21 protein-coding genes and 1 pseudogene are annotated in these 25,056 nt (G+C 42.8%); 10 read left to right on the plus strand and 12 right to left on the minus strand.

Going from position 1 to position 25,056, the window contains the following annotated elements; genetic code table 11:
* Window positions 1-289: 289 nt before the first annotated feature.
* Window positions 290-2,545: pseudogene (locus B5D77_RS22270) on the plus strand (pentapeptide repeat-containing protein); the annotation flags it as partial.
* Window positions 2,521-2,670, plus strand: coding sequence for a pentapeptide repeat-containing protein (locus tag B5D77_RS28210; protein WP_371515171.1), 150 nt, complete (start codon window positions 2,521-2,523; stop codon window positions 2,668-2,670). The pseudogene B5D77_RS22270 and the gene B5D77_RS28210, both read left to right, overlap by 25 nt.
* Before the next feature lie 354 nt (window positions 2,671-3,024).
* Here the strand turns inward: B5D77_RS28210 and B5D77_RS22275 are convergent, their stop codons facing one another.
* Window positions 3,025-5,217 (minus strand): molybdopterin oxidoreductase family protein, encoded by a 2,193-nt coding sequence (locus tag B5D77_RS22275; RefSeq protein WP_106909670.1) that lies wholly within the window; start codon window positions 5,215-5,217, stop codon window positions 3,025-3,027.
* Window positions 5,218-5,459: 242 nt separating this feature from the next.
* Between B5D77_RS22275 and dnaX the strand changes: the two genes are divergently transcribed.
* From dnaX to B5D77_RS22295, 4 genes are all read left to right on the plus strand, one after another.
* Window positions 5,460-7,847 carry a DNA polymerase III subunit gamma/tau gene (dnaX, locus tag B5D77_RS22280; RefSeq protein ID WP_106909671.1) on the plus strand — a complete coding sequence of 796 codons (2,388 nt, stop codon included), beginning with the start codon at window positions 5,460-5,462 and terminating at the stop codon, window positions 7,845-7,847.
* Window positions 7,848-7,934: 87 nt separating this feature from the next.
* Window positions 7,935-8,258: a Grx4 family monothiol glutaredoxin gene (gene grxD / locus B5D77_RS22285; RefSeq protein WP_002761995.1), complete on the plus strand. Its 324-nt coding sequence runs from the start codon at window positions 7,935-7,937 to the stop codon at window positions 8,256-8,258.
* 71 nt (window positions 8,259-8,329) lie between these two features.
* The gene (locus tag B5D77_RS22290) at window positions 8,330-8,596 is read left to right on the plus strand and encodes a DUF2281 domain-containing protein (RefSeq protein WP_002761993.1); all 267 of its coding nucleotides are present in this window, start codon (window positions 8,330-8,332) and stop codon (window positions 8,594-8,596) included.
* Window positions 8,593-9,003: a type II toxin-antitoxin system VapC family toxin gene (locus B5D77_RS22295; RefSeq protein ID WP_061430883.1), complete on the plus strand. Its 411-nt coding sequence runs from the start codon at window positions 8,593-8,595 to the stop codon at window positions 9,001-9,003. The genes B5D77_RS22290 and B5D77_RS22295 overlap by 4 nt, the downstream gene beginning before the upstream one ends.
* 56 nt (window positions 9,004-9,059) lie before the next feature.
* Here the strand turns inward: B5D77_RS22295 and B5D77_RS22300 are convergent, their stop codons facing one another.
* Window positions 9,060-10,799, minus strand: a complete 1,740-nt coding sequence (locus B5D77_RS22300) for a mechanosensitive ion channel family protein (RefSeq protein WP_106910050.1) — start codon at window positions 10,797-10,799, stop codon at window positions 9,060-9,062.
* Window positions 10,800-10,981: 182 nt separating this feature from the next.
* On the opposite strand from B5D77_RS22300, the gene lipA reads away from it, so the two are divergent.
* Complete coding sequence (gene lipA / locus B5D77_RS22305; protein WP_008198884.1) at window positions 10,982-11,866, plus strand: lipoyl synthase; 885 nt, start codon at window positions 10,982-10,984, stop codon at window positions 11,864-11,866.
* 420 nt (window positions 11,867-12,286) lie between these two features.
* On the plus strand, window positions 12,287-13,414 hold the full coding sequence (locus tag B5D77_RS22310; protein WP_106909672.1) for a class I SAM-dependent methyltransferase: 1,128 nt from the start codon (window positions 12,287-12,289) through the stop codon (window positions 13,412-13,414).
* A gap of 47 nt (window positions 13,415-13,461) precedes the next feature.
* Here B5D77_RS22310 and bchB read toward each other — a convergent pair whose 3' ends face one another.
* From bchB to B5D77_RS26040, 8 genes are all read right to left on the minus strand, one after another.
* Entirely contained in the window at window positions 13,462-14,988 is a 1,527-nt protein-coding gene (bchB, locus tag B5D77_RS22315) for a ferredoxin:protochlorophyllide reductase (ATP-dependent) subunit B (RefSeq protein ID WP_008198899.1), read from the minus strand.
* 155 nt (window positions 14,989-15,143) lie between these two features.
* Complete coding sequence (locus B5D77_RS22320) at window positions 15,144-15,740, minus strand: ParA family protein (RefSeq protein ID WP_106909673.1); 597 nt, start codon at window positions 15,738-15,740, stop codon at window positions 15,144-15,146.
* A gap of 149 nt (window positions 15,741-15,889) precedes the next feature.
* Window positions 15,890-16,477: a hypothetical protein gene (locus tag B5D77_RS22325; protein ID WP_008198902.1), complete on the minus strand. Its 588-nt coding sequence runs from the start codon at window positions 16,475-16,477 to the stop codon at window positions 15,890-15,892.
* 224 nt (window positions 16,478-16,701) lie between these two features.
* A complete protein-coding gene (locus tag B5D77_RS22330) occupies window positions 16,702-17,175 on the minus strand; it encodes a tRNA (cytidine(34)-2'-O)-methyltransferase (protein ID WP_106909674.1) in 474 nt (157 codons plus the stop codon).
* A 283-nt stretch (window positions 17,176-17,458) separates the two neighbouring features.
* Window positions 17,459-17,794: a hypothetical protein gene (locus B5D77_RS22335; protein WP_106909675.1), complete on the minus strand. Its 336-nt coding sequence runs from the start codon at window positions 17,792-17,794 to the stop codon at window positions 17,459-17,461.
* A 466-nt stretch (window positions 17,795-18,260) separates the two neighbouring features.
* The gene (locus tag B5D77_RS22340) at window positions 18,261-19,478 is read right to left on the minus strand and encodes an ISAs1 family transposase (RefSeq protein ID WP_254052976.1); all 1,218 of its coding nucleotides are present in this window, start codon (window positions 19,476-19,478) and stop codon (window positions 18,261-18,263) included.
* 262 nt (window positions 19,479-19,740) lie between these two features.
* Complete coding sequence (locus tag B5D77_RS22345) at window positions 19,741-20,784, minus strand: DNA cytosine methyltransferase (RefSeq protein ID WP_008198908.1); 1,044 nt, start codon at window positions 20,782-20,784, stop codon at window positions 19,741-19,743.
* Between the two features lie 490 nt (window positions 20,785-21,274).
* Window positions 21,275-21,460: a hypothetical protein gene (locus B5D77_RS26040; RefSeq protein WP_039899645.1), complete on the minus strand. Its 186-nt coding sequence runs from the start codon at window positions 21,458-21,460 to the stop codon at window positions 21,275-21,277.
* Window positions 21,461-21,728: 268 nt separating this feature from the next.
* On the opposite strand from B5D77_RS26040, the gene B5D77_RS22350 reads away from it, so the two are divergent.
* Window positions 21,729-22,274 (plus strand): hypothetical protein, encoded by a 546-nt coding sequence (locus B5D77_RS22350; RefSeq protein ID WP_008198914.1) that lies wholly within the window; start codon window positions 21,729-21,731, stop codon window positions 22,272-22,274.
* Here the strand turns inward: B5D77_RS22350 and sds are convergent.
* Entirely contained in the window at window positions 22,271-23,242 is a 972-nt protein-coding gene (gene sds, locus B5D77_RS22355) for a solanesyl diphosphate synthase (protein WP_008198915.1), read from the minus strand. The two genes, B5D77_RS22350 and sds, sit on opposite strands and share 4 nt — an antisense overlap.
* 420 nt (window positions 23,243-23,662) lie before the next feature.
* Here sds and B5D77_RS22360 point away from each other — a divergent pair, with 420 nt between their 5' ends.
* Window positions 23,663-24,358, plus strand: coding sequence for an HAD family hydrolase (locus B5D77_RS22360; RefSeq protein WP_008198917.1), 696 nt, complete (start codon window positions 23,663-23,665; stop codon window positions 24,356-24,358).
* Here B5D77_RS22360 and B5D77_RS22365 read toward each other — a convergent pair.
* A complete protein-coding gene (locus B5D77_RS22365) occupies window positions 24,355-24,975 on the minus strand; it encodes a CPP1-like family protein (RefSeq protein ID WP_008198920.1) in 621 nt (206 codons plus the stop codon). The two genes, B5D77_RS22360 and B5D77_RS22365, sit on opposite strands and share 4 nt — an antisense overlap.
* Between the last annotated feature and the right edge of the window lie 81 nt (window positions 24,976-25,056).

Consider the following 25,056-nt stretch of genomic DNA (forward strand, 5'->3'; position numbering starts at 1 on the left):
CATCTACTTACAAAAGCTATCAGAAGATAGTGGCTTATCCCCGGAAGAATGCAAAAATTTATTAAATGAATACCGATTTGATTGGACTGATTTTGAGCTGATCCTCAAAATAGCTTCAATTGTTACCGCTTTAGGCATTTTTGCTGGTGTAATCACCTATTGGTGGGAAACGGATAAACGACGAGCGCAAGAGAATAATGATGCTTGGACTGTTCTCCGTTCAGCAAAAGAAGATCCTGCTAGTAACGGAAGAATTGATGCCTTGGAGTCTCTCAGTAGTGGTTGTAAAATGCCAGAAAATATATTCACTTGGCTATTAACAAAAGTTGGCCTGCAAGAGGATTGTGTCAAATTGGTGGGGGTAAATCTCAAATCAGCTAATTTACCTGGAGTCGATATGCCAAATAATGATCTATCCAAGGCACAATTACAGAATGCCAATCTTGACGGAGCAAACCTAAAGAATGCCTATCTAGACGGGGCCGATTTAACTGGAGCGAGTCTCAGAAAAGCTGACTTAACAGGAGCCGATTTAAGAGGGACAAATTTACAGGATGTTAACCTGTCCAATGCCATTTTAAATGGAGCAAATATCACCAATGCTAATCTAGAGGGAGCTAATTTATCTAATGCAGATTTGAGAAATACTAATCTCCTGAATACTTCTTTAAAAGATGCACGTGTTGAAGGGACAATATATAACTTTAATACTCAAACTTTTGATTGGTTTAAATCACAAGAAGACACCCATTTAATCTGTGATCGTGAAAAAGATATTAAAGATGAATGTAATTCTCTGCAATTAAACCAAGCAGATTTAGAGGAAGTAGATCTGAGCAACACCTATTTACAAAAAGCGAATCTAGGTCACGCTAATCTCATAAATACCAGGTTAATTAATGCTGATTTGAGGGACGCTGATTTAACTCATGCAGATATCCGAGGGGCTGATTTTACCGGTGCTGTCTTGACAGGTGTTAAGATTGATCATGCGATCTATGATGATCGTACTAAACTCGATCAAAGTATCTTTTCAAATTCGACAAAGTTTTACAAAATTAGCCTTTTTAATCGCCTAAAAAGAGACTTGCAGCCAGCACAGAAGGACTTAAAAGATGCCGATCTAACACGCGCAGATCTCCGAAAAGCTGATTTAAGAGGAGTGGATTTAACAGGTGCAAATCTGGAGGATGCTGATTTAAGAGGAGCGAATTTAGAGGGGGCCATATTAGATAAGGCTAAATTAAAGGGTGTTCTTTATGATAAAGAAACGAAACTAGATAATGGTGATCGTCAAAAATTAATAGCTGCTAAAGCTTATTATATTGAAAATAAAAATCCCAACAATCCAGGTGATTTAGTGGCAATAGATTTATCTAATCGAGATTTGGAAAAAACTGCTTTACGAGAAGTCAACCTTAGGGGTGCTAAATTGGAGAAAGTCAACCTGATTAGTGCTGATTTAGGGGGAGCTAATTTAAGTTCTGCTACACTGGTAAAAGCCGATTTATCCCGTAGTAATCTTAGTCAGTCTTACCTGAACTTTGCCAACCTTGAAGGTGCTAACTTAAGTGGTGCTGATCTAAAAAAAGCTGACCTGATCGGAGCTAATCTTAAAAATGCTCGTTTAAAAAGCTATCTAGATGCTAAAACAAATCTAGAGGATGCAGTTTTAATTAAGGCAATTTTAGAATCAGCAGATTTAAAAAATGTATTGTTAATTAATGCTAACTTAATGATGGCAAATCTCAAAGAAGCTAACCTAAAACAAGCGGATTTAAGACAGGCTAACCTAGAACAGGCCGACTTGAGAGCTGCCGATCTTACGGAAGCGGATTTAAGCGGTGCTAACTTAGCAAATGCTGACTTAAGAGGAGCAAATTTAATCAAGGTTAAAGTTGATAGCAGAACTAATTTTAAGGGAGCATTAATTAATGAAGAAACCAAGTTAGATTTTGATAGACCCAACAGTAACTTTAATCAAGTTGCCAAAATGTATGAAGAATTTTCAAAAGTAGTTTATTTTATTACTCGACAGCGGCAATCTTATCTAATTGTTAAAAATCTATCGAACCAAAAAATAGAAACCATAAGTTGGTTGCCGACATCGAACAGTTATCAAGGATTAATTGATTTACCAAAGAATCTTAAGGATTGTTCAGCTAATAATTTAACCAGAAAAATCGACTTAATCGGCATCGACTTGTCCGATCGAGATTTAACTAAAGTCAACTTATCCTGTGTAGATTTAACCAAGATTAGTCAGAAAGGATTGAAAAATACTATCCTAGAAAAAGCTAATTTAATTGGAGTTAATTTAAGAGGTGTTAGTTTGGAGGGAGCGAAATTAGATAAAGCCATTTACGATCAGAGAACAATTAACACGGTGGATCTAAAATATCAAAGCTTATTTAAGCGAGCTTATAAAATTGAACCTAAGTCAGATTTGTCTGAAGCTGACTTATCCGATCAGGTTTTAGATGGCTTAGATTTACAAGGTGCTGTTTTAGAAAAGGCAGAATTGCCAAGAGCGCATTTAATAGGCACACAATTACAAGATGCAATTTTAAAAGATGCCAATTTAACCAGTGCAATTTTAAAAGATGCCGATTTAACCGGTGCAGATTTAACCGGTGCAAAGCTACAAGAAGTGATCGGATTAACAGTTGAACAACTGGAAACTGTTAAAAGTCTCAAAGACGCTCAATTTAGTCCTGAATTGTGTCAAGCTGTTGGAGAGGAACTCAAAGAAACTAAGGGTAAAATTGCCGATTGTCCCCAATAACCTAGTTAGGGTTTGCTCAATAAATCTAAAAACCTTGTTGGGTAAGACTTTTAGACTTTTTTCCCATCAAAAAGTGCCAGACATTGGGGTGATCGGGGGGGGGAAATTTAGGCACTTTTGCCCTGAAAATTAGGTAATTGACCCCCTGAAAATGGGTAAAACCCTCACCCTACACCCTACCTGCCCCCCGATGTCGGGGGGGTTGGGGGGGCCACACCCTGTCCCCAGGAAAAACTTTTTCAGCAAACCCTAACTAAAGACTTCAACGGGATTAATTTGACAGCACAAGCTTTTAATTCTGGTTGTAGGGAAATCGGACAAGCAGCCGGATGGGTGAGACTATTAGCCTCAGCATTTTCTGCCCATAAAGCCCCCCAGTGCATCGGCACAAAGACACAATTAGGAGCAATTGCTTTGGTAATTAAAACGGGAAAACGGGCAGAACCGCGACGAGAACGCACTTCCACCCATTCCCCAGCTTCTATGTCCAATTTTGCCGCATCTTGGGGATGAATTTCCAGAAAAGGTGCGGGGTGCATTTTGACAATTTTCTCGATGCGGCCGGTGCGAGTTTGGGTGTGCCAGTGACCGTACAAACGCCCCACGGTCAAAACTAGGGGATAATCATCGTCGGGGGGTTCCGCTAAACCTTTACTGTGGTAAGCGGCGAAAACAGCACGACCATCGGCAGTATTAAATTTACCATCGGTATAAAGGCGTTTTGCGGCTGTTTTTTGGCTTTTATGGTCATCTTTAACTAAATTACCCAGTAATTCCCCAGAATTAGCGGTTTTAGGGGCGGAAATTTCATCGATGGAATCGGGCCACGGTCGGGGAGTCTCGGCCAGGCGCTCATAATTAATCGCCGTCATATCACAAGGACGTTTATATGTCAACCGGATAAACTCGGAATGTACCTCGGCCGAATCCTTAAAATTAAATTGTGCCTGAAAACCCAAACGGCGACCAACTTCGGCAAAAATTTGCCAATCGGCCTGAGCTTGACCGACGGGAGGGCGAAAAGCCTTATTTAACGTCACCATACGCTCAGAATTGGTCATTGTTCCCGTTTTTTCGCCCCATTGGGCTGCTGGCAGTAATAAATGGGCATAGGCGCTGGTTTCCGTCGGATAGTAGGCATCCTGATGGACAGTAAAAGGTGATTTTAACAGGGCTGCCTGGGTGCGTTTTAGATCAGGCATACTAACAGCCGGATTAGTGGCAGCAATCCAAAGTAATTTCACCTCTCCCGTCTCCAAACCGGTAATCATACTCCAAGCATCGCGACCGGGGACCGGAGAAATCCGACCGGCGGGTAAACCCCAAGCTTGTTCCACTTCGGCCCGGTGTTGGGGATTTTTGACGGAACGATAACCGGGGAGAAGATGGCAGAGGCCGCCGGCTTCCCTTCCTCCCATGGCGTTGGGTTGTCCGGTTAGGGAAAAAGGACCGGCCCCCGGTTTACCGATATTAGCCGTCATTAGGTGTAAATTGATTAAAGTGCGGGCTTTGGCCGTGCCTTCCCTAGATTGATTGATACCCATCGACCAGAGGGAAAGCACTCTTTTCGATTCGGCCCAGTAGCGGGCAGCCTGTTCTAAATCCTCGATGGGGATACCGCATTTAGGGGCGACTATTTCCGGGGGATAATGGCGGATAATTTCGGTGTATTTGTGGAAATCCCTGGTGCATTGATCGATAAAATGGCGATCAATCGCCCCCCAATTCAGTAACAGGTAAGCAATACCGTTAAATAGGTCAATATCGGTCCCCGGGTTAATGGCGAGGTGGAGAGTAGCGGCCTCGGCGGTTTTGGTGCTGCGGGGATCGACGACGATTAATTTCGCTTCTTTGTTACCTTTGAGATACTTGTGCAGACGGTTAAAGATGATGGGGTGACATTCGGCCGTATTTGTCCCCACCAGAAAGGCACAATCGGTTAATTCTAGGTCATCGTAACAGCAGGGGGGACCGTCAGACCCGAAACTATTAAGGTAAGCGGCCACGGCCGAAGACATACAGAGACGGGAATTAGCATCAAAGTTATTGACTCCCAGACAGCCCTTGACCAGTTTTTGGGCGATGTAGTAATCTTCGGTGTGAAATTGTCCCGAACCGTATAAACAGATACTTTCCTTTTCCCCCTGAGCGATTAGAGTTTGGATGCGGTTAACGATGCGATCGAGGGCCTCTTCCCAAGTACAAGGACGAAATTGCTCTTGGAGAGAATCGCGGATCATCGGGGTTTTGAGGCGATTTTTATCGATTGATTCCGCTACTGTGGCCCCTTTAACACAGACCATACCTTGACTGGAGGGGTGGGACTTGTCCCCGAAGACTTTCCATGCTTGTCCGGCCGACGCGGGGGGGGTGACTGTCAAACCACAACCTACTCCACAGTAAGGACATTGGGTTTTTGTAGATTCAGTCATAAGCGGTTGGTCTGATTAGTGGCGCTGTCTTTAGGCATACTAAGATAGTCGGCAGATTTTCTCGGCAAAATTGTAGTTATTAATACAATTTATTAGAAGCCTTGGCCAAATTGCCATTTTCGCGATGCAAATCGCGCATTAAACCTGTCTAGATCAAAAGCATACACTTGTTCTCGTGCCGAAAAAGAATCGGCATAGGATAATAGTAGTCTCTAGGGTGGGGAAAAAGTTTTCAGCCAGTCATGACCTACGAACCTCTACATCATAAGTATCGTCCCCAAACCTTTGCCGATTTGGTGGGACAATCAGCGATCGCCACGACCTTGAGTAATGCCTTAATCAGTGAGCGAATCGCTCCTGCATACCTATTTACTGGACCCAGAGGCACGGGGAAAACCTCCTCGGCGCGAATTTTAGCCAAATCCCTCAACTGTCTGTCTAGTGACCATCCGACACCGATTCCCTGCGGTAAGTGTTCCGTCTGTCAAGCGATCGCCAATGGTTCGGCCCTAGACGTGATCGAAATTGATGCCGCGAGTAATACCGGTGTGGATAACATTCGGGAAATTATCGAGCGATCGCAATTTGCCCCCGTCCAATGTCGTTATAAAGTCTATGTCATCGATGAATGCCTGACTGGGGATAGCCTTGTTTTCACCGAAACGGGATTAATCCCCATTAATCATCCTGAGATTCTCGGAAAACGAGTTCTCAGTTACAACGAGAGCAGCGGAGAGTGGGAATATAAAAAAGTCCTGCGATGGCTAAACCGAGGCGTAAAAGCAACTTTAACCATTCAAACCAGAAATCGGAGGATTAATTGCACTGGTAATCATTTGATTAGAACAGAAAAAGCATGGATACAAGCAAAAAATCTCAAAATCGGCGCTCAGATCCTATCACCTGTGAATGTGGCTGCGGTGCAATACACGCCTAGTATCATAAAATCCCCTCAATGGCTTACAAATTTCGAGGAAGTGATAGGGATTCAAGAAGGTGACACAGAAAGCGTCTATGACCTAGAAGTGGAGGACAATCATAATTTTGTTGCCAATGGGTTATTAGTTCATAACTGCCATATGCTCAGTACGGCGGCCTTTAATGCTTTGCTGAAAACTCTGGAAGAACCGCCAGATCGAGTGATTTTTGTGCTTGCTACCACGGATCCTCAGCGTGTCTTGCCTACCATCATCTCCCGTTGTCAACGCTTTGATTATCGCCGTATTCCCCTCGATGCGATGGTGGCACACCTGCAAAAAATCGCCCAAATAGAAGCGATCGATATTAACCTAGAAGCATTAACCCTAGTGGCTCAGATCGCTAACGGTGGTTTACGCGATGCGGAAAGTCTCCTCGATCAATTAAGTTTACTCGCAGGAACGATTACGGCCGAGCGAGTCTGGGATTTAGTCGGTGCAGTCCCCGAAAGAGACCTCTTAACCCTACTTAAAGTCATTCATAGCAATATTCCCGATCAAGTTATCGAACAATGTCGCCATCTGATGAATCGCGGGAAAGAACCTTTAATCGTCTTGCAAAATCTAGCGGGATTCTATTTAAACCTACTTTTAGCCAAAACCGCCCCTAATCGTCCAGAAATGGTGGCTGTGACCGCTCCCACTTGGCAGGAACTGTGTACGGAAGCGCGTACTTGGTCTTTAGAGGAAATTCTCCGCGGTCAACAACTGCTTAAAGACAGCGAAACGCAACTAAAAAACACCACTCAACCCCGTCTCTGGTTAGAAGTCACTCTCTTGGGACTGTTACCGCAAGCACAGGTGATTCCTCTAGTTGCCACGGCAGCGCCTTCCCGTCCCCAAACCAGCGTCGAGAGGCCCCCAGAAGTGATCACAGCGCCGGCGCCGGTTAATGAACCGATAAAACCGCCAGTTATCCCCCCGACAACTAGGGTCGAAGTGCCGAAAACTGAGGTTAAAACTGTTGCCAGTGATGACAATCATGAACAAATTTGGCAGCAGGTTTTAGAAGTAATGGAACCCCCCACTACTCGCACTCTCCTACGTCAGCACGGCAGTCTTTTTAATATGGAAGAATCGAGCGCTTATTTAAGTATATCTTCGGAACAATTATTAAAAATGGCCCGGCTGCGCTTGACTAATATTGAGTCAGCTTTCGAGGCAGTTTTTCAGCGCCGGATTAAAGTTCATTTACAGGTAGGTTCCGCCACTGCTGCCACGGCTGCGGAGGTTTCCCAATCCCCGGCAGCCAAGATGCAACCACCACCGGAAACCGCACCAAACCCACCAATAACTCCCGAAAATAAAGTTATGACCGTGGTGGATATTCCCCCGGTCAAAGAAGCAAAGATCACTGCATCGGGAACCCCAAAAACTCGTAGCACAGAACTGCCCCAAAAAATATTAAATTTTGATTCATCTTTGGAGACATTAGATCAAGATGTCGATGTTAGCGAAATTTTGGCGGCCGCTCAAAAGTTAGCGAAATCTTTTGATGGTGAAGTGGTCAATATGGGTTATTCACTGCCGGAAAATTCGGCCGCAGAAACTAAAGTTAATAAGTCTGTGGAAAATATGACTATCGTGCGCGGGAGACCTGATGTTAACGAAATTTTAGACAGTTTGGAGGAGGACGAAGACCTTCCTTTTTAAAGCTATCCCAACGGCTTGTGCTAAACTAATAGGATATGCCACGTCTCAGGATTGGCTATTCTTGCTCAAATTCTAGCTACTAGACCTATGACACCCGAAACTAAGGCCAGAATCGATCAATTAGTCCAGAATAACAAAGTTCTTGTGTTCATGAAGGGCAATAAATTAATGCCTCAGTGTGGTTTCTCGAATAACGTCATACAAATTCTCAATATTCTGGGGGTTTCCTACGAAACTGTCGATATTCTGCAAGATCAGGAGTTAAGACAAGGAGTTAAGGAGTATTCCAATTGGCCGACTATTCCCCAAGTCTATATCAACGGTCAGTTTATTGGTGGTTCCGACATTATGATCGAACTCTATCAAAATGGGGAACTACAACAAATAGTCGAGGTAGCCTTAGCTTCCTAAAAATTTTCTAGGTTAGGTTAGCTATCCTAACCTAGTTTAAAGTTGCCCAACTAGCAATCTTGGCAGAGGTGATGATTGTGACAATTCGAGAAACTGCAATTTCTAAGCTAGATCAACTCCCTGAAGTCCTTGTTCAGGAAGTAAGCGACTTTATTGATCTTCTCGATCATAAATATCGAGTCAAAACCTTTGACACTCAGCCTGATGGAAAACTGATAGAAAGATGGTTACAATGGTTTGAAGCCGTAGATGGCTTAACTGTCAATTCACCGGAACCAATAAACGACTACCAGCAACTGCTGCTCGAAAAATATCGGCAACAAGGACTAGAGCTATGATCCTGTGTGATGCAGGAGTGCTGCTTTGTTTGGTTGATCGCACCCAACCCCAACATAAAGCCTACAGAAATACAGTAATGCGTTTAGCAAAGCCTCTCGTCACAACTTGGTCATGCCTGACCGAAGCCATGTACTTGGCGCTGCATCGGGGGGGTTGGCAAATGCAAAAACAACTGGGACAACTTCTTTTAGATAAACTGCTGGTGGTTTACAATATTCAGGAAAGTGATTTCAGTCGCTTGTTGGGGTTGATGGAGCAATACCGCGATCGACCGATGGACTTGGCAGATGCAACCCTAGTTTTAGTAGCTGAAAAGACTGGGTATCGGCAAATTCTCACCCTCGATGCGGATTTCCTGTTTTATCGGATTCAAAACCAAGGAAGCTTTGATATTATTCAAGGATAGTCATGGAAAATCTGCTTTCAACGGCCTATAACTCCACCGATAGAAAATGCTCCCCTTTAAAACTGTCCCTTGAATTGTTCTCTATCTTGTGCTATCAGGAAACTTTGTTGGGGAATACCGATGTGAATTCCCTTCTCCTCAAAAGCAATTTTTAGACGACGACGATACTCTCTTTCTATGTCCCATTGTCGTAATCTTTTGACGACAATTCTGAGCATAATTTCCATCCCCGTGTGAGAAACCCGACTAACACCAGCAACCTGCACAGGATTGATGATGTCTTCTTGCCATTGTGGATCTACAGCCATATTTTCAGCGATGGCTGCCATTAAAGCGATCGCCAGATCTGGCTCGGTGTCATAGGCAACTTCGATGGTAAAATCGACCCGCGCCCAATCTTTACTGAGGTTGTGTGAGCTAATAATTTGGTTATGGGCAATAGTGATTAAACGTCCATCAGCAGCCCGCAATTGAGTCGCTCGCAAACTCATATTTTCCACCAAACCAGTAAACTCCTGAAACTGGACCATATCACCGACAGTGTATTGGTCTTCAAAGACAATCAGAAAACCGTTAATCCAATCTTTCAAAAGATCCTGAAAGGCAAAGGTGAGCAATGCTCCCACTAAACCGGCTCCCGTGAGTAAAAAGGCGAAAGAAAGACCCATCCAAGCCAAAAAACCAAAAATTCCCAGAAAAATAGCGATAAATGTGATAATTTCTCGCCAAACCTCCAATAAAGTGGGAGCGCGCAGAATCCTCCTTTCCAAATTTTCCGAAAAAACCGCTCCTTCCTCTACCCACTCGCGTAGCCGAAAATTAACGTAGAGATTAACCATATTGCTCACTGATGTCAGCAGCAACCAGATAATAAAAATCCGCAAAGGAATACGAATTATTCCGCGTCCTTCTAGCCTAGTTTCAGGAAATACATACAAAATCGCCGCTATTCCGCCAAACCAAAGCAGTATCAGTCCAATAAGAGCCAGTCTTTTCCAGAGAATATTTAGCGTTAGTTGTCGCTGAATATCGGCCTGTTGACGGAAATTAGAGGAATCTTCTAGAGAGGCTAAAATCGGTTCTTGGGAGCGATCTTTTCTGGGGGGGGAATTTATGGGTAAATTTTGATCGGATTGCCTTTTAGCTTGTTTTTTGAGGAGATTAAAGCGATTTCTTAGGTGTTTCTGCCACCAAATTGATACCCAGCTTAAGAAAGTTAGCCCCAAAATAATTATAGTGGCAGTCATTACCTGTTGCCGACGAGGGGCGGGCTGACGTTCTTGCCAAGCTTGGAGCAAAGCTGTTTGGATGATTTTAACCCATCTGTCCGCTAAATCGCCAACAGAAGAAGAATCGATCAGGGCATCAACTTCTGTCACTGTCAGAATTACCTGTTGCGGTAAATTCTGGTTATCCTTGGCCACAATCACGGTTAAATTATTCAGAGTCGCCGTACTTACTTGCAGGGTTGTCGGATCGAAACCCCGATTGATAATATTATTTAAACCTCTTTCAATGCGCCTAGCCCGTCTTTCTACCGGGGAGAGTTCCCGGGACTCAGAAGCGGTAAAATCTTGGGAGGCAATCTGAAATAAGGCAAATCCATCTAAATGCACGGAAGCATATTCTATATCCCCGGCTACAAAAATCCTTGTTCCCGTGGGAGATACAAATGGAACCAGAAAATTTTGGCCTAGGGATGGCGGGGAATTAAGAACAAATATACTAATTAACAGGCAACTCGCCAATCCTTGAATGACCAGATTGAAAATTTTTCCCCGTTGCCGTCGTCCCATTGCCCAAGTTTCCTTTTTGATTAACAATGATCTTGAGTCGCTTTCTCAGCTTATGACAGTTATCTTAAGGGTGAGATCAAAAGTTTTCGTTTTGGGGAGTCGGTCGTCTCTCTCCCTTCTCCCCTCTCCCCACTGATAACTGATAACTGCAATCCCCAAACCCCAACATTAGTTAACTTCTCATGTCCAATATACCCCCACAGTGGCGCGAGGAAATCACCTCTTTACCTCCTTGGTTACGGCGTTCGCTCGGCAAATCTAGCGAAATCTCCACAGTTCAGCGCATTATCAAACAAAGGAACATTCATACTATCTGCGAGGAGGGTCGCTGTCCCAATCGCGGCGAATGTTATGCCCAAGGTACGGCGACTTTTTTGTTGATGGGGCCCACCTGTACCCGATCCTGTGGTTTTTGTCAAGTGGATAAGGGTCATGCACCCATGCCTCTCGATGTGGAGGAACCGCAAAAAGTAGCGGAAGCGGTGCAATTGTTAAATTTAAGTTACGTTGTCTTGACTTCTGTAGCTAGAGATGACCTCGAAGACGGCGGAGCCAGTTGGTTTGTGCGGACGATGACGGCCATTCGCGAACTCAATCCCCACACTTTAATTGAAGTGTTAACCCCAGATTTTGCCGGAGGCAAGGGAAGTCAACAGGAACGGGTGGCGACGGTGGTGGGGGCAAAACCCGCCTGTTACAATCACAATATCGAGACGGTGCGCCGTTTGCAAAAGCCGGTTAGACGCGGGGCTAAATACGATCGCTCTTTGGCGGTTTTGCGTTATGTTAAGGAAATCGATCAATCAATTGCGACGAAATCCGGCTTAATGGTCGGTCACGGTGAGACAAAAGAGGAAATTATCGAGACTTTGGCAGATTTACGGGCGATCGACTGCGATCGAGTTACTATTGGTCAATATATGCGTCCTTCTCTGGAACATTTGCTCGTACAGAAATATTGGACTCCCGCAGAATTTAGCGAGTTGGGAGAAATTGCCCAAAAAATGGGTTTTTCCCAAGTTAGATCTGGACCTCTAGTCCGCAGTTCCTATCATGCCGGAGAGTAAATCAGTTATCAGTTATCAGTTATCAGTTATCAGATGTAAGTTTTAAGTTAATTTTTGTAAATCTACCAAGTTGGGATTTTTACGGAGAAACTCTCGGCTAAAATTGGGCGTTACTTTCGATTTTATCACTCAATCCAAGCCTTTGGGGGGTTCTACCCCCCAAACCCCCCGTTGGGGGCGTGGCGCCGCCCCCAAACCCCCCGCGCATTAGTTTTTCGGTGGGATGCTTACACGCAGCTGCTGATACGTCTGTAATAATTTAAGAGTCACTGATAATTGCTGATTGTCGGTATTTTTGCAAATGTTAGATGCACCCTTCCTAATTCCCACTTCCTAATTCCCACTTCCCATTTCATAATTCCTAATTCCCACTTCCCATTTCATAATTCATAATTCATAATTCATAATTCCCTGATCAAGATGAATTTAGAAGCAATCATCCTAGAGGAAATTAAACAATCAGCGGCGGGTCGAATTAGCTTCGAGCGCTGGATGGATTTAGCTCTCTATCACCCCGATTATGGCTATTACACCTCTGGAAAAGTAGAAATTGGCTCAAAAGGAGATTTTTTTACTTCCTCGTCCCTAGGGGCAGATTTTGGTGAATTGTTGGCAGAGCAATTTGTCGAGATGGCGGAATTTTTGGGCAATTCGCGAGGATTTACTTTAGTGGAAGTGGGAGCAGGTTCGGGAATTTTAGCCAAGGATATCCTTGATTATTTAAGTCATAGCTATGCTGATTTTTATCAAAATCTCAGTTACATAATTATCGAACAATCTCAGAAACTCAGGCAAAGACAACAGGCAACTTTAGCGGGATATTCCCCGGTATCTTGGCAAAGTTGGCCGAATTTAGACGATAATTCCCTTGTGGGTTGTGTGTTTAGTAATGAGTTAATCGATGCTTTTCCTGTCCATCGAGTTGTGATTGAGTCAGGAGAATTGCGAGAAATTTATCTAGGATTGGGGGAACCTTTTCAGGAGATTATCGCAGATTTATCCACCGATAGAATCAAAGATTATTTTGATTTAGTGGGGATAAATATTCCCTCCCCACTTTATCCGGAGGGTTATCAAACCGAGGTAAACTTATTAGCTTTGGACTGGTTAGAAACGGTTAATCGGAAACTCGATCGAGGTTATATCTTAACCATAGATTACGGTTACACTGCCGAAAAATATTATCATCCCCAAAGAAGTCAAGGAACCCTACAATGTTATCGACAACATCAGCGTCATGATCATCCTTATTTGTGGGTGGGAGAACAAGATATTACCACTCATGTGGATTTTACTGCTTTACAACGTCAAGGGGAGAAATTAGGCTTAAAAAATCTCGGTTTTACTCAGCAAGGATTATTTTTAATGGCTTTGGGATTAGGGGATAGATTAAATGAACTTTTTCAAGGAAAAATCGATATATTGACTATATTTCAGCGTCGAGATGCCTTACATCAATTAATAAATCCCACTGGTTTAGGAGGATTTAGAGTGTTAATTCAGGGAAAAGAAGTAGAGGAAAGAATACTTAAGGGATTAAGCAAATAACTAAAAAAATAGGGCTGAATGCTGTTAACTTTCAGCCCCAAAAATAATTAAGCTCCTACAGATTCTTTAGCGGCATACATTACCTCTAAAGTTATTTCACCAATCCCTCGCTCCCGGGCGAATTTTTCGGTATTTCGTTTGACTTTTCCGCGCACAAAACCGGGTATTTTCTGTAATTCTGTCGTAGCTTCCTTATTCCAATTTAGGTCAGAATCTGCCGAAATACCCTTAGTAATTACCTCTTTGGTATCATGACCACCGAATATCTCTAATAGGTGATCTTCCATACCCAAAGTAAAGGAATTATAGACCAAATCGGCGATCTGATTAGTGCCTTCGTAACCCAAGAAAGGTTTATAACCGAGGGGGAAATTTTGGATATGAATAGGTGCGGCAATTACTCCACAGGGAATATCTAAACGTTTGCCAACATGACGTTCCATTTGAGTACCAAATATCGCCGCTGGTTCTAATCGAGCAATAGCATCTCCTATCGCGCCATTATCATCGCTAATTAACACTTCATCGCAATATTCACTCACTTGTTCCCGGAACCAATCCGCGTCATACTTACAATAAGTACCCGCTAAAACCACATGAATTCCCATCTCCCTTGCGAGAATTTTTGTCATAGCGGCTGCGTGGGTATTATCACCAAAAACCACCGCTTTTTTCCCCGTTAAATTCTGACAGTCAATGGAACGAGAAAACCAAGCAGCTTGGGAGATATGCAGAGTTTGTTCATTGATAAAATCTTCGTAATCTACTGCCGCACCTTGGTTATTAATTACCTCTTGAATTTGGCGAATACAGCGGGCTGTTTCCACCACTCCCATGGGGGTAATATCAACGTAGGGCATGGCGAATTCACTTTCGAGATATTTGGCTGTCATTAATCCCACTTCTCGATAGGGAACCAGATTAAACCAAGCGCGGGGCAGATTCTTTAAGTTTTCCACCGAGGCAGCTTCGGGAATAATTTCGTTAACTTCAATGTCCAAATCTGCCATTAACCGCTTTAATTCCGTGCGATCATGTTGGTTATGGAAACCGAGGGTGGTAATACCGATAATATTAACCGAAGGTTTGGGGGTTTTCTCCGAGATAATTTCCCCTCTTCTCTGGGCTTTATCGAGGTAATATTTGATAATTTGATAGAGGGTTTTATCGGCCGCTTGTAGTTCATTATAGCGATAGTGGTTAACATCGGCCAGCAGCACATCCCCCTCGGCATCCTGTCGCGCTCTTTCGACAAAGTTTTGTAAGTCCTCTTGGAGAATGCTGGAGGTACAGGTGGGGGTTAAAACGATTAAATCGGGACTTTCTTCGCGATCTTTGCGAACAATATTATCGACGACTTTTTCTTGGGAACCCCGGGCTAAAACATTACGATCGACAATACTAGCAGTGACGGGGGTAAAATTACGCTCCCTTTCCAGCATCGAGCGCATGACGTTAAAATAATCGTCTCCCAGAGGAGCGTGCATGATAGCATGAACATTTTTAAAGGAACTGGCGATCCTTAAAGTGCCAATATGAGCGGGACCCGCATACATCCAATAGGCCAATTTCATAGAGGGTTCTCCTACAGTCAGACTTTTTTGATTGTCTCAGACTTTACGGATTTAGGAGTGAACGCTTAACGGAAGATTACAAAAAGTCCCCATGCAGATTAAGTATCTTTTCGGGGAAAAATGACACAAATATTAATGTTAACTTTTTTAACAATTTATGTCATGACGGCAAAAATTTCTTTACCGACCGCTTGGTAACAAAGCCAACCGAAATTCGACCGGGGGTCGGGATAATCTTTGACGATGACTCCCTTTTCGGCCGCTCGTTCAAAAGCCACTAAACGGGGAATTTCTCGCTTAAATAGCGGTAATTTTGCTTCTTCTAGAGCTTTCCGCGCTTCCCGTCCTGTTTTTGTCCGTGAATCCACTTGGGTTAAAAGAACTCGATAATTATCGGTCATCGTGGACAGCAATTCTACCGCTTTAATGGTGACATCGATATCGAGATGATTGGGAGTGGTGGGTAAAATTAATAAATCGCTGCCCTGGGCCAAATCTTTTAACTCGTCTGGCTCTGGTCGGGCCTGGGTATCGACGATAATATGAGTGTATTGTTTCACCAGTCCCGTCGCTCCAGCTTGGGACGCTACCATAAAAGGAAGGGTATCTTCCCGGGACCAGTGGAGAGCCGAACGATTTTTATCCGCATCAATCAATAGGGTGGGCGCTTTTTCTTGAAAATAGGCGGCCAGATGAATCGATGTGGTGGTTTTCCCGACCCCTCCCTTCAGTGCTACGACGGAAATAATCATGAACGGCTCGATCGAATAAGTGAGTATTTTCTAGTGTACTCCCAGACGGACTGAAAACCTGCTAAGTTTCCCTCCGTCAGGGCTATCAGTCAGGATTCTAGATTTTTGAGCGTGGCTCTCTCGATATCATATCGATAACTTTTTCCCCTTTAACGCACACATCTATTATCTTGGCGAATATCCCAACTACCATCAACACGAAATAAAAATAAACAGCGTTTGTCGGGTGTACCAGAAGCAACTAAAGTAATTCTGCCTAACTGTCCCCAAGAACCCCCTAAACCCCCCTTTGTATCGGCCCAACTAGCGCGATAAATTTTGCCTTTATTACCCGCCGGTCCACTAACTCGGCGTAGGGTAGAATTATTAGTATCGATGCTAACGCCGCGAGTGATCGGGATCCAATCGGTGACATTTTCACAGCGGCCTCCTTGTACTTTGGCGACTTTAATCTGTTCGGGTTCACTTGCTGTCATACACAAAGATAGGGGGTGAGAACCTCCTCCTGTGGCTTGATAACGGGTATTTTTCCACTGTTGTGATATTTCAAAGGTGGCGAGATTTAAGCGAATCCAAGCCATTAAACGATGATAAACAGAAAGGGCAATGGTTAAGAGAATTGCTAATAAAATTAGGGTAACTAACATCTCGACTTGAGTTAAGCCAGAGGTGGATTTTTGCCGATTAAAAAGCTGTAACTTGCGAAAAGTATTAGGAGAAAGGTCGAAGATATTCATGAGACTAATCTTGCCTTTTTATTTTCAATAAATTATGGGATTAGAAAGGAGCAAAAATTAATTTGCGCTAGGATAATCCACATAATTTCTTGCTGTTATTACGGACAAAATTGACGGCGATCACTATTTTGCTGCTCCGGGCAAAAATCAGCTAAATAAAAGCAATTTTCTAATTTTTGGGTCAATTCAGTCTATTGGCTCTGTTTATATAGCAAAATGTCCCGCTAACGAATAAATCCCAATTGTCGTCTGGCCTCGAATAATCCGATCGCCACACTAACGGAAAGATTTAAACTTCTCACCCCCGGTTCCGCCATGGGAATATAAACTGTATCATCACATTGATTTAATAAATCTGCCGGAATACCGTCGGTTTCACTGCCAAAAAGTAGCCAATCTCCGCTTTGATAGCTGTATTCCACATAACTACTGCTGCCGCTCACGCTAAACCCGATCGCCCTTCCGCCGCTCTTTTGTTGATATGCACAAAAGTCATCTATTGTCAAGTGGTACATAAGTTTTACATAGGGCCAATAATCTAAGCCGGCCCGCTTCAGATAGCGATCGCTAATTTCAAAACCCAAGGGACCAACTAAATGCAATTCTGTCCTCGTTGCGGCGCAAGTACGGGCAATATTCCCCGTATTTGGCGGAATTTGCGGATTAATTAAAACCACTCGTAAAATCGCTTCAGTCATCAGTTATCAGTTATCAGTTATCAGTTATCAGTTCAGTGTTCACAGCAAAAAACTCCCCACCTCTCAATTCATAATTCATAATTTATAATTTATAATTTCCACCTCTCAATTCATAATTCATAATTTATAATTCCCACCTCTCAATTCATAATTCATAATTTATAATTTATAATTCCCACCTCTCAATTCATAATTCATAATTTATAATTCCCACTTCCCATCTCCCTTGGGTGAGGACTAACTATACTAGATTCTGCCCCACCCTAGTCAAACTTATTTTAATTTAATTGGGATAACTATCCATACTCAACGGAACTAAATCGCCATGGATGGTCAAACCTAACAATATTGTTTCATTAGCGGGGATTAACTTGCCTGTGAGAGCGCAAATCTCATTTTTTCTAGCTGTAGCGTTAAATACTGCCCTTATATCGGTGGCACAAAACTGAGGTCGATAATCTCCTGATTTCTGCTGAACGAAATTCCATAGGACATCGCGAATGAGTGCTTGATAACCTTGATTGCCGGAAATCTCTTTCAGCTTGTCCTTAAGGACTCTTTCCAGACGAATGCTGGTGACTTCCATATCGGTAGTGGTGGTGCGTGTGATTGTCCGCATAATTTTTTCTCCCGAATACTAAACCTATTGGTGTTACAAGTGTAGTATAAGAAAGATACCTTTAACCAGCAAAACTGGCGAAACCATCACCTCTGCTGCTCTTTTATTGTTACCTCTAAGGAAAAACCGCGTCTAGTCAGAATCCTATTTTGGTGCTAGAAAAAACATTGCTTATAGCCTATTTATCAAGAAAATTTTAGGTAGAATGCGTTAGGTAATCTCTCATTGTTAGGAAAAAAATCAAGCTCTTGTTAAGGAACGGATATTTAATGAGTAAGTAGGGAGGCACAATTATTTGTAGGATGGGTTAGGGGTAGCGTAACATGAGCGGGTGTTAGGTTTCATGCTTCAACCCAACCTACGTTCTATTTTTCCCATTTTTGAACTCTCGAAAATTAATTAGGCAACAAATCCACTGTTAATCCAGTTAGAGTCGAGCATAAACAGCAGGGTAAGAGCATCTCAATTAGGCTTGACAAAAGGCTTTCAGCACAGCCATCATATAGTTATTATCCATGGCCGCCCGTTTACTTTTTTGTGCCAGACTACGTCGGTAAGTGGATTCCTGGTTAAGAGCGTTAAGTGCTACTCGTCTCAAGAAGGCAAAATTACGAGGGCTGTGACCAGAGCGAATCCGACATTGATCCTCATTAAAAGTAACATCTAAAATCCAATGAGCCTGATTTTCAATGCCCCAATGTTTACGAATAGCATTACCTATTTTTTGAGCATCAGCAGGGAGAGAACTGAGATAAAATTGGACTTCACAAGTGGTTTTATTCCAAAGATGACGAACTCGTTTAACCATGATAATACTTTGAAGTCCTTGCCATTGAGCCTGTTGATAAAGACCGCCGAAAGCTTCTAAAGGTACAGCCCAACACCAACGTTTTTCGAGGCGATGATGACCTTTTTCCAGACGGTAATCATAACTAAATTGAATACCATCAAATTGATGTGCTTGAGCTTGCTCAAACCAGTTTTTGACCTGAGTATAAAGAGTCGGATGATTAGCTTTAAGGGCGACAACGTAGTCAGCTTTTTTGGCTTGAATATGATTAATAATCGCCGTTTGAGTTCCCATAGCATCTAGGGTGATAATTGCCCCTTGAAGGTCTAACAGTTCTAGTAAAGCGGGAATAGCAGTAATCTCATTGGATTTATCTTCCACCTTGACTTGTCCTAAAACTAATTTCTGCTCCCCCGCCCAAGCCGTCACTAAATGCAAGGCTTTAATTCCTTGATTACGGTCGTAAGAACCTCTGAGACTTTTCCCGTCTATGGGAACTATTTCCCCCGAAAGAGAACCGATTAAATGGGGCAGCCATTGAGACAAAACTTTGTCCAAAACTTCCGGGTTAATCCGTTCAAAAACCCGCCGAAAAGTGTCATCAGAAGGAATGCCATTAGGTAATTCTAAAAACTCAGATAACCAAGACTGCTTACTGAGTCCATAATTTTCCATGTCTTCCCAACCTTTGGCTCCTGCTATAACTGCTAAAACAGCAATGACTAAAATATCAGTTAATAAATGTTTTTGGGTTCGGGACGCTCTTGGGTCAGGAATATCTTGAAGATAAGTCAATAAACTAGCTTGAATTTCATTTATTGATGTTAAAGGAAGCTCAGGTTTTAGTTGAGCTTTATTTCCGGTGGGGAGAACGGGAGCAAAACCTTTACCCATGAGCTATTTCCTCATTAATTTTCATCAACAACAGTGAGACTAAGGCTAATTATAAATTATACAGAGGTAGCAGCGGCTAAGTCTGGGTACTGGCAGTGCGGGACGGTGCTATGGCGATTTGATTACCCTATTCAGAAATCTTTGTCAAGTACAATTTATACCAAATTAGATGAGCTTACCCTGGCATAAACAGCGATCATATTGAGCGAATAATAACTATTCTTGATATAGCCAAACCCCTAGAAAAAATTGTTATTGTTCCTCAGATTGACAATAACTCTAATTGTCTCCCCTGTAAATCCTTAACCCTAATATTTTCTTGAGAATCTCTGGATAAATCTAAAGCTTTAATCACCTCTTTTGCCACCGCTTTTACCACGGGAATGGCCACAGAATTGCCGAACTGTTTATAAGCTTGGACATCGCTAACAACAATCTGAAAACTATCGGGAAATCCCTGTAATCTTGCCCATTCTCTAGGGGTCATTCTGCGGACGAATAATTTATTTACCTCTCCCTTAATGCGAGTAACCGGAGTAAAATTAGTCAGTCTTTGATCGATAACTAAATTTCTTTCTTTTCCCATACCTCCCACCACAATAGCATTAGCGATACCATCGGGAGAAATAATCTCATAACCGAACCCATTACCTTTATTTTGGTGTCTGGCCCTGTGTTTAAACAAAGTTTCTAAATACTGATTAGAGAGATAATATTTAACGCTGACTTCCTTTTCTTCTAGGATATCTTTGAGACAAGTTTCTTGATGGGTTGGTTGAGGATAGGAAAAATGGTAAATATTTAAATCTTCTCGAAAACCGACGATAAAAATTCGGGGACGGTTTTGAGGAACCCCAAAATATCTGGCATTTAAAATCTGGGGACTAGGGACAAAATAATGCAGATCCTTTTCTAGTATATCTAAAATAGTTTTTAAAGTTTTCCCTCGATCGTGGTGAACTAAACCCTGGACATTTTCTAAGATAAAAGCTTTCGGTTTCTTTTCGTGTAGGATCCGGGCAACTTCAAAAAATAAGGTTCCGCGTGCATCTTCAAAACCGTGTTTTCTGCCAGCGATACTAAACGCTTGACAGGGAAACCCGCCGCACAGTATATCATGATCGGGGACAGTTTTTACCTCTAATTTTCTGATGTCTTGATTATCGGGTAAATGACCATAGTTAGCTAAGTAAACCTTTTGGGAGTGAGGATCGATTTCCGAAGAAAAAACGCATTGACAACCGAGATTCTCTAGGGCGATTCTAAATCCTCCTATACCGGCAAATAAATCAATAAAAGTCCACATATTTTCTCTATTCTAAGCTTCCGTTTTGATCCCTGAGACGATATTATACCGGCTAAGTACCTAAGCAAAATTAATTACACATCCAAACCGTCAGCAGTTACTCCGTCAGCTTTTTGCTGTGATCAGTAAACAGTGAACTAAAAACTCAAATCTGATCCCGTCTCCTGTCTCCTGTCTCGACTGGGAAATTAATTTTGCACGACTACTTATCTTAGATTTTAGTATAAATTCTCGAATCTTTCTGGCCATCTCCCCCCGCAACACCAGGGAAGTGGTCTTCCCTGTCTGGGTAATTTTTTTCTCCCCAATACTAAACGGATTGGTGTTACAAGTGTAGTATAAGAAAGATACCTTTAACAAGCACAACCTAGAAACGGTTTTAGGGTTACTGAGTTTAGAAGTATTAGGAATAGGTGCAGCCTTAAACTGAAAACTGTAACTCCTAAATTATCATCTGCAAAAGTTCCCTGACTTCGTTGTCAATTTAAAGTCAGGGATTAAGGGTTTGCTTGACCCAAATTCGGAATTGTTTTAATACTAAAGCGACCATTACTGGTAGATTTAAAAGCCTATTTCTCATTAATTTCTCATGATTTCCCTGGAGATATTTTAAGGAAGCAAATAAAGTGGGTATTAAGTATTGAGTTAATTCTTCTACCATTTGAGGAATTGCCAAGGCGGGGGACTGACATTGAGAGCGTAAGTCCGGATTCCTCTCTTTTTTCGGTCGTTGCTTAGAGTGCGTTTTCCCTGACTCACCTCTGACCTCTCCGCTTTATTTTACCATTTTTTACTTTTTTTCTCTTGGATAATCAGCTAATCTTGATAATTGAGCTTCTTGCTTAAGTTGACACCAATGACCGCGTGCGGCCAAAATGTAATAGATAGATATTTGTCCAAAATTGAGATGCACCCGTTTACTGTTTACTGATTAAGGTTATCAAATGAACGAGACAATAACTTTTCGGATATCACCAATAATTAGGGTAACTTTATTAAGTTTATACATAGCGTTAACTATCCCCTTACCCTTTTTAGCAAAAGTCACTAATTCCCCCGTTAATCCCCATCTTCTCTGGGTAGGGATTAGCTTAGGATTAATCGCTTTATACGGAGCTTTAAGTGAAAGAGTGATTTTATCAGAAACAGGGATACAAGTTACCTATCCCCAATGGTTTCCCGCTTTTCTTCGCTCTGGTTGGTGGTTAAATTGGACAGATATAAAAGAACTTAAATGTCGCAGTACGGGACAGGGTGGTTTAGTTTATTATTTCCTTGATCGCTCCTCGGAAAAAGCCTATTTATTGCCGATGCGAGTAGTGGGATTTAATCGCATGGTCAAAATAATCGAGGAAAAAACTAACTTGGATATGACTGATATTCGCCCCCTTTCTCAGCCTTGGATGTATGGAATTCTTTTTACTCTCACCCTATTTTTATTATTAGTCGATGCTTGGACTATTGCGACGGCGAGAACTATTATTCCCTAATAAATTCGGCTCAAAACGTAATCTACTAGCTCGATTAACACATCTTTTGAGGGAGAAGAAGCTAAACAGTCAAGGTGTTTTAAGGCACTTTGACCGTATTGATTGGCTAACTCTTTTGAGCGAGGAATCCCTTGGCTAGAGTGAATAAAATCAAGAGCTTTTTCTAGGTCTCCTTCCTGACTAAATTCCCGTTCGATTAACACTTCTATATAGGGATTTTCCTCCATGGCAAAGAGAGCGGGAGCGGTGATATTACCACTGATCAAATCGGAGCCAGAGGGTTTTCCTAAGACTTCCGTGGGGGAGGTAAAATCAAGAATATCATCGACGATTTGAAAAGCTAATCCTAAATCACGACCATAATTATATAAATGATGATTAACTTCGGCCGATTGCTCGCTTAATACCCCAGCGGCTTTGGCACTGTTGGCAATTAAAGAAGCAGTTTTGTAGTAACTTTTTTCTAGATAAGCTTCTAAGGAGATACTGGTATCAAAGCGATTAATTCCCTGTTGAATTTCCCCTTCAGCAAAATCGCGAATCACTTCCGAGAGCAATTTTACCACTTCTAAATTATCTAAATTAGCTAGATACCAAGAGGATTGAGCGAAAAGAAAATCCCCCGCTAAAACCGCCACGCGATTGTCAAATAAACTGTTAACGGTGGGAACACCGCGCCGCAATTCTGCCTCATCTACCACATCATCATGGACAAGACTGGCAGTGTGGATCATCTCGGTGATTTCCGCTAACCGACGATGACGGGGAGTGATATCCCGGTCTAACATGGTAGCGCGAGATACCAGCAACACGATCGCCGGTCGAACGCGTTTACCGCCAGCCTCGAACAAATGTTCTGCCGCCGCCGCTAAAATGGGATGACGAGCGCCGACGAGGTTTTTTAAGTTATCGGTCAAAAGACGGAGATCATCGTCAACGGGTGCGAATAAAGAAGTTGTTGGGATCATTGGTTAGCCAATTGGCGAGATAGTTACGAAAGTTTACATATCCTTACATTTATTTTAAGCTAACCGTCCAGACTAGGGAAGGGGAAGCATCAGTAATCAGTAATCAGTAATCAGTAATCAGTGAGGGATTGGGGGTTGGGGTTTTAGAGTTTTAGGGTTTTAGGGGTTGGGGTTTTAGGGTTTTAGGGTTTTAGTTGAAATTTCCCCACTTCCCCACTTCCCCACTTCCCCACCTCCCCACTTCCCCACTTCCCCACTTCCCCACCTCCCCACTTCCCCACTTCCCCCCACACCCCACACCCCACTTTCCACACCCCACTTCCCTCATCCCTAATCTTTTTCCCGACAAAACCCTTGTCATTGTCAAGACTCTAGGGTAACTTGTATATAAAAATTAATAAAGCGAGAAGTATTAGAACGATGTTGAGACTAATTAGCGACTTTGACGGCCCGATAATGGACGTATCGGAGCGATATTACCAAGTTTATCAATACTGTTTACAGAAAACCGCCTATAAAGGTCAAATTATCGGGGAATTATCGAAAGCGGAATTCTGGCAGTTAAAACGGGATCAGGTTTCTGAGAAGCGTATCGGGGAAATGTCAGGATTAGATGAAGATCAGGCGCGTAAATTTGCTCATCTTCGTCGTCAAACTGTTCATACTTTACCCTATCTTGTCCACGATCGCCTGGTGGTTGGTTCTTTGGAAACTCTCCAGAAAATCCAAGAGTTAAAGATCGATTTAGTCGTGATGACGATGCGGCGGGTATCCGAGCTAGATCATGCCTTTAATCGCCACGATATCGGTCGTTTTTTCGCCGCTAATCGTCGTTATTGTCTAAATAACAATTACACCAAAACCAACGACGTGCGCGACAAAACCCTGCTTATGGCTAAGGCCGCTAAGGAACTGCCGGCGGCTGCCGATACTTGGATGGTGGGGGATACGGAAGCGGATATTGCCGCCGCTAAGAGCCAAAATATTAAGGTTATTGGCGTATTATCGGGGATTCGCAGCCGTTCCCGTTTAGAGAGCTACGAGCCTGATTATATCGTCAATAACCTTGGGGAGGCAGTGGACGTGATCTTAGGATCCCTACGAGCGATTGGTTAACGGAAAAAACTACTAATCACCCAAAAGATCAGAAAAGTGACGAGCGCATAAATTTGGCGATCGCCAAAAATATTCAAATCAGCCTTGGCCGCTAAACTGGCTAATCCCGCTCCCAGAGCGACTCCTAGCACTAAACCAGCGAGAGTGAACAGTAAGGCGCGGCCAAAACGTTTTTCTTTGCGGTTGAAAAAATAGATATTAACGAAAACGCCAAAAGCTAAGAGCAGCGGTAAGAGGGAGCCACTGGGATCGGGAACTAACAGCGTTATTGCTCCTAAACAAGCGTAAATCACTGCTGGTACGCCGATATCCTGTGCAGAAGGTGTATCGATTGAGCTTTTCCACCAGTTAGGAGATTTACTGCTAGTAACTGGTTTACTTTCCACCGGAATCGTCAGACGTTCGGGAAAACGAATGCGATCGGGTACTTTAATTCTACCCTCCTGTCGCATCCGCAGTCGATCCATGAGGACAGAATCGTAGGCCGCCTCGATCAATTCGACAATTTTGCTATCATTCTGATACTGTTGCACCAGTCTTTGTTTGGCCTCTTGAATTTCTTCAAAAGAGGATTCTTCAGTAACCCCAAGTTGTTCGTAGGGATTCTGTTCACTCATGAACATACCTCCTTAATTATGCTCCCGATAGTCATGATCTTAACCCTATGTTCTGTAGTTTAACTTGAGAGCCAAGCTTAT

Source organism: Microcystis sp. MC19 (genome assembly GCF_003019735.1).
In the GTDB taxonomy this organism is placed as follows: Bacteria; Cyanobacteriota; Cyanobacteriia; order Cyanobacteriales; family Microcystaceae; genus Microcystis.